7 protein-coding genes are annotated in these 4,669 nt (G+C 40.1%); 3 read left to right on the top strand and 4 right to left on the bottom strand.

The window, feature by feature from the left end; all coding sequences use genetic code 11:
• The 4 genes from ACTF6W_RS00780 to pdxH all read right to left on the bottom strand — a co-directional run.
• Window positions 1-301, bottom strand: a 301-nt coding sequence (locus ACTF6W_RS00780) for a serine hydrolase (protein WP_438992633.1), incomplete at its 3' end; no start/stop codon positions are given.
• Between the two features lie 93 nt (window positions 302-394).
• A complete protein-coding gene (locus ACTF6W_RS00775; protein ID WP_438992632.1) occupies window positions 395-721 on the bottom strand; it encodes a DUF6122 family protein in 327 nt (108 codons plus the stop codon).
• On the bottom strand, window positions 722-1,630 hold the full coding sequence (locus tag ACTF6W_RS00770; RefSeq protein ID WP_438992631.1) for a cation diffusion facilitator family transporter: 909 nt from the start codon (window positions 1,628-1,630) through the stop codon (window positions 722-724).
• A 17-nt stretch (window positions 1,631-1,647) separates the two neighbouring features.
• The gene (gene pdxH, locus ACTF6W_RS00765; RefSeq protein WP_438992630.1) at window positions 1,648-2,223 is read right to left on the bottom strand and encodes a pyridoxamine 5'-phosphate oxidase; all 576 of its coding nucleotides are present in this window, start codon (window positions 2,221-2,223) and stop codon (window positions 1,648-1,650) included.
• Window positions 2,224-2,312: 89 nt separating this feature from the next.
• On the opposite strand from pdxH, the gene ACTF6W_RS00760 reads away from it, so the two are divergent.
• Genes ACTF6W_RS00760 through ACTF6W_RS00750 form a run of 3 tightly spaced genes read left to right on the top strand, consistent with a single transcriptional unit; the run spans window position 2,313 to window position 4,664 of the window.
• Complete coding sequence (locus ACTF6W_RS00760; RefSeq protein WP_438992629.1) at window positions 2,313-2,780, top strand: RT0821/Lpp0805 family surface protein; 468 nt, start codon at window positions 2,313-2,315, stop codon at window positions 2,778-2,780.
• A gap of 57 nt (window positions 2,781-2,837) precedes the next feature.
• Window positions 2,838-3,800, top strand: a complete 963-nt coding sequence (locus ACTF6W_RS00755) for a DnaJ C-terminal domain-containing protein (protein WP_438992628.1) — start codon at window positions 2,838-2,840, stop codon at window positions 3,798-3,800.
• On the top strand, window positions 3,801-4,664 hold the full coding sequence (locus tag ACTF6W_RS00750) for a YihY/virulence factor BrkB family protein (RefSeq protein WP_438992634.1): 864 nt from the start codon (window positions 3,801-3,803) through the stop codon (window positions 4,662-4,664). It abuts the gene before it with no gap.
• Window positions 4,665-4,669: the final 5 nt, after the last annotated feature.

Below are 4,669 nucleotides of genomic sequence, written 5' to 3'. Positions count from 1 at the left end.
TAATAGCTTTTGATTGTGACGCAATTCTGAAAATATCACTTCGTTCCATATTATCATTTGCTGCAACGTCACGCTGCCCAAGCGCTTTATGATAAACGGTTTCACCATTTCTCGCGATATATATCACATTACCGGAAAGTTGATCTTGATCGATATAATCCTGCATGACTTTATCTATACGGTTTAATCGGTCCAAGGACATACCCTGATTAACCTGCGCTGTAGCCGAATTTGCAAGCGTGAGAATTAAGAAAATAAGCGCTGAAACATTAATTTTCTTCATTAATCTAGAATATATCATGGTTCTTCCCTCTTTGTATATTATGAGAATACTGTGACTTATTTTGAATTATCTGGCAAATGAAAAAAATCTTCTAAACTAAATCATAAAGCCCTAAGACGTTATCCATAGACAATCTTGATAATCCGTTATCATGTGAAACAATAAACCAACAGCGATGATGCGCATATAGGTGTTTTTTATAAGTAAGAGTGCTAAATAAAACCCAATGGCATAATAACTATGCAATGGATGAAATCCAATGCTGCAACGATTAGTATCAAAAATAGGCGTCGCCAATAAATGATCGAGATCAACCAACATGGTCGCAATCATAATAACCCAAGCTTGCTGCCACCTCGGTTTAAAGAATGCCCAAGCGATTGCACCGGGTGCAATTAAATGCAGGCTATAATGTACAATAAATTGTAATTCAGGCAATCATTCTACCCTATCTTTGGTAATTTCTTCAGGATCCGCGTGAATGAATATCTCTGCCGTTGGATAAACTTCCATCAGACTGTCTTCAACCTGATCAGAAATAGTATGCGCATCATAAAGGCTAATTCCACGCTCTAAATCTAAATGAAATTGAATGAAAATATTCAAACCTGAAGACCTAGTGCGCAACTCATGAATATCGATGACACGTTCATGGGATTTGATGATTGAAACAATATTTTTCTTTTCATCATCATCCATTTCTTTGTCCATCAACACGTCGGTACTTGCTTTAAACACTTCCCAAGCACTGTGTAAAAGGTAAAAACAGGCTATCGCGCCAAAGATAGGGTCCGCATAAATCATATTGAAATAACCCCCTAAAACCAATGCGATCGCAACACCGATATTTAATAGAATATCACCTGTATAATGCATTCCGTCTGCTTCAATGGCGATTGATTTGGTTTTCTTAGCCACATACCGCTGATAAAGAACGAGCAACAGGGTCAAAATAATGGAAGCAATGATAATACCTAAGCCAATTTCTGTTTTTCCAATTATCTGTGGGTTCTTAATTTTATCAAATACTTCGTAAACTAATAATAGTGATGTTGCCGTAATGATAAATGCTTGCAAAAGACCTGCTATGGCTTCCGCCTTACCATGGCCAAAACGGTGATCATCATCAGCAGGGGTAATGGAAAACCGTACCGCGATAAATATTATAATCGATGAAAGACTATCCATAACACTATCAAGTAAAGTACCAAATATGGCTACAGAACCACTATCAATATACCCCCAAGTTTTAAGACCGATCAACGTCACAGCAACACCAACCGAAGCAGTGGTGGCACGTTTTAATAAAACTTCCGATTGTTCTTTGGTCATTGGGTTATTATTCATAATGGATCCAAGTCTTATCAGGGATAAAGAGTTTCCGTATCCCAGTTGCCTTGTTCATTTCGTATGTATATATGACGGTCATGTAATCTAAATTTACGGTCTTGCCAAAATTCCATCCGTCGCGGCTTCATACGGAATCCGGACCAGAATTCCGGTCTCGGCACGGCCCCTAAGCCAAACTTAGTCGTATATTTTAAAATCCGGGCTTCAAATTCAAACCGCCCTTCCATTGGTTGGCTTTGTTTTGATGCCCATGCGCCAATTTGGCTGTCTTTTGGACGGCTTGCAAAATAAGCGTCCGCTTCTTCGTCAGTCACTTTCGTTACTTCGCCTTCTATGCGGATTTGGCGGGCCAAGCTTTTCCAATGAAAACAAAACGCCATATTTGAATTGCCTGCGATTTCTTGGCCTTTGCGACTTCCCAGGTTTGTATAGAAGGTAAAACCATCTGGTCCATGATCTTTTAACAGCACCATTCTAACCGATGGGCGTCCTTGACTATCAACTGTTGCAATTGACATGGCTTCGGCCATATCCTCAACTTTTCCGGCTTCTTCAAACCATTCGGCAAATCTTTCAAACGGGTCTTGCATTTTTTTCTAACCTTGTAATGCTTTATTTAAATATTAACTATATGATAGATAATAGAGAATAAACTTAGTTCAAGATAGAGGATAAAGAAATGACGAATGTTAAAAATATGTCAAAACTTACATTAATTTTGCTTATGTCATTATCAATTATATCTTGTACCAAAGAAGAAACAGGCACATTACTTGGTGCGATTGGTGGTGCGGTCATCGGCGGTGAAGTCACTGGCGATAATGGTATTGGTGTCATGATGGGCGCATTGGTAGGTGGTTATGCAGGGCGCAGCATCGGAAGTAAACTTGATGAAGCGGATCAGCAAAAAATGTATAATACAACTCAAGGTGCGCTTGAAACAGGCGTTTCAGGTGAAGCCTCGACATGGTATAACCCTGATAACGGCAATAGAGGAACGGTTACCCCACAACCCGCCTATCAAAGCACCGAAGGACAATATTGTCGCGAATATCAGCAAAGCGTTACTATTGGTGGTGAACCTGAAACTGCATATGGCACAGCGTGTCGCATGCCAGATGGTACTTGGAAAATTATAAATAGCTAACTATATTAATAGAAGAGTTTACAGAAAAATTCATATAAAATGAGTTAAGAATAGAATATGAAAGATCCGTATAAAGTTCTTGGCGTGTCAAAAGACACAAGCCAAGCCGATTTAAAAAAGAAATATCGTCAGCTCGCGATGAAACTTCATCCGGATCAAAATCCGGGTGACGACAAAGTTGCTGAACAATTCAAGGAAGTTTCGGCCGCATACGCACTCTTAAGCGATGAAAAAATGAAAGCACGATATGACCGCGGCGAAATTAACGCGGACGGCAGTGAAAAAGGGTTTTCCGGCTATCAACGCCAACATGCTGGCGGCGGTAACCCATTTGGTGGTGGTGGGTTTGGCGGCGGCGGCGGAAATCCATTTGGTTCCGGTTTTGATGCTGAAGATTTATTTTCAAGTATTTTTGGTGGTGGTGCTGCAAGAGGTGGTGCTGGCGCATCCCGCGCGAGATCAGCCGTTAAAAAACGCGGTGAGGATAAAACCTATACTATTAACATTGATTTTCTTGACGCGGTTCTTGGCAGCAAAAAACAAATTAAATTAGAAAATGGTAAAACATTAAATATTAAAACACCCGAAAATGTAAAAGAAGGACAACAAATCCGACTTAAAGGACAAGGACGTCCTGGTGTTGGTGGTGGTGCAAACGGTGATGCTTTAATCGAAGTTCACATTAAGAAACATCCATATTTTACCCGTAACAACAATGATATTGTTATGGATTTACCAATTACGATAGAAGAAGCAATTATGGGGGGCAAAGTGACCGTGCCGACCGTAAACGGGAAAATTTCGCTCAATATACCGAAAAACTCCAATTCAGGTAAAACCATGCGCCTAAAAGGCAAAGGCGCGACCGACCCCAAAACGAAGAAGCAAGGCGATCAATTGGTTCGGTTAATGGTCATGATGCCAAGCGGGAAAAATTCTGAACTTGAAAGATCTGTAAAAAAATGGTCCACTAAATTAAAAGAAACAGAAGCAAAAAACATTCGTGGACATTTGGATTAAATAGAAAAACCCGTCGCTTTCATAAAATTTCTTTTTAAAGCAATCGCCAATTTTAATAAGCATGATGGCATGGTCATGGCCGGACATCTTGCCTTTTTAGGAATGCTTGCGCTTTTTCCGTTTATTATTTTTCTCGTATCTCTAGCCGGTACATTTGGACAATCTGAATCAGGTATCGAAGCCTTATCATGGCTTTTTGACAGTATGCCAACCGATGTTGCATCCGTTCTAAGAGCCCCTATTGAACAAATGGTGACAACAACCAATAAAGGTATCATGACCTTTAGTATTATTGGCGCTATTTGGGTGTCATCATCTGCTATTGATGCGGCGAGATTAGCAATAGTTCGTGCCTATTCAACCGTTACTAGACGCCCATACCTTAGACGTCGTGCAGAGGGTTTGTTATTGGTTATCATGTCCGCAAGCAGTATTATATTAGGCATGACGGCTCTGGTTTTCGGACCAGTTATTTGGAATACTATTATTAAATATAGTCCCGTTAATGCAGATTGGGCATTTTTGTGGAATTTGGTCAGACTTTCGACGAGCTTTGGACTTATCTTTGGCGCATTATGTCTCGCGTATTTAGTCTTGCGTCCTCGTAGCCTTAAAGTCGCAGTTCCCGTTGCACCTAGTGCGCTTGGCGCTATAATTCTTTGGATGCTCGTCGCAAACACATTTTCTCTTTATCTCAAGTATTTTGGCAACTATGATGTCACCTATGGAAGCCTTGCCGGGGCTATTATCGCACTAGTGTTTTTCTACTTTTTAAGTGTCGGTTTTATATTGGGGGCGGAAATAAATGCGGAACTTTATCATAAAAGACTTGTAAAATTAGAAAAAAACAACCCAAGCGATTGAATTTT

This window comes from Pseudemcibacter sp. (assembly GCF_965661635.1).
In the GTDB taxonomy this organism is placed as follows: Bacteria; Pseudomonadota; Alphaproteobacteria; order Sphingomonadales; family Emcibacteraceae; genus Pseudemcibacter.
The sequence above is the reverse complement of the archived record's forward strand: the minus strand, read 5'-3'. Positions and strand labels throughout refer to the sequence as shown.

Bases quoted from the DNA above. Each gene is read 5' to 3' on its own strand.
- ACTF6W_RS00770 (WP_438992631.1), bottom strand. From the start codon at position 1,630: ATGAATAATAACCCAATGACCAAAGAACAATCGGAAGTTTTATTAAAA.
- pdxH (WP_438992630.1), bottom strand. From the start codon at position 2,223: ATGCAAGACCCGTTTGAAAGATTTGCCGAATGGTTTGAAGAAGCCGGA.
- ACTF6W_RS00760 (WP_438992629.1), top strand. From the start codon at position 2,313: ATGACGAATGTTAAAAATATGTCAAAACTTACATTAATTTTGCTTATG.
- ACTF6W_RS00755 (WP_438992628.1), top strand. From the start codon at position 2,838: ATGAAAGATCCGTATAAAGTTCTTGGCGTGTCAAAAGACACAAGCCAA.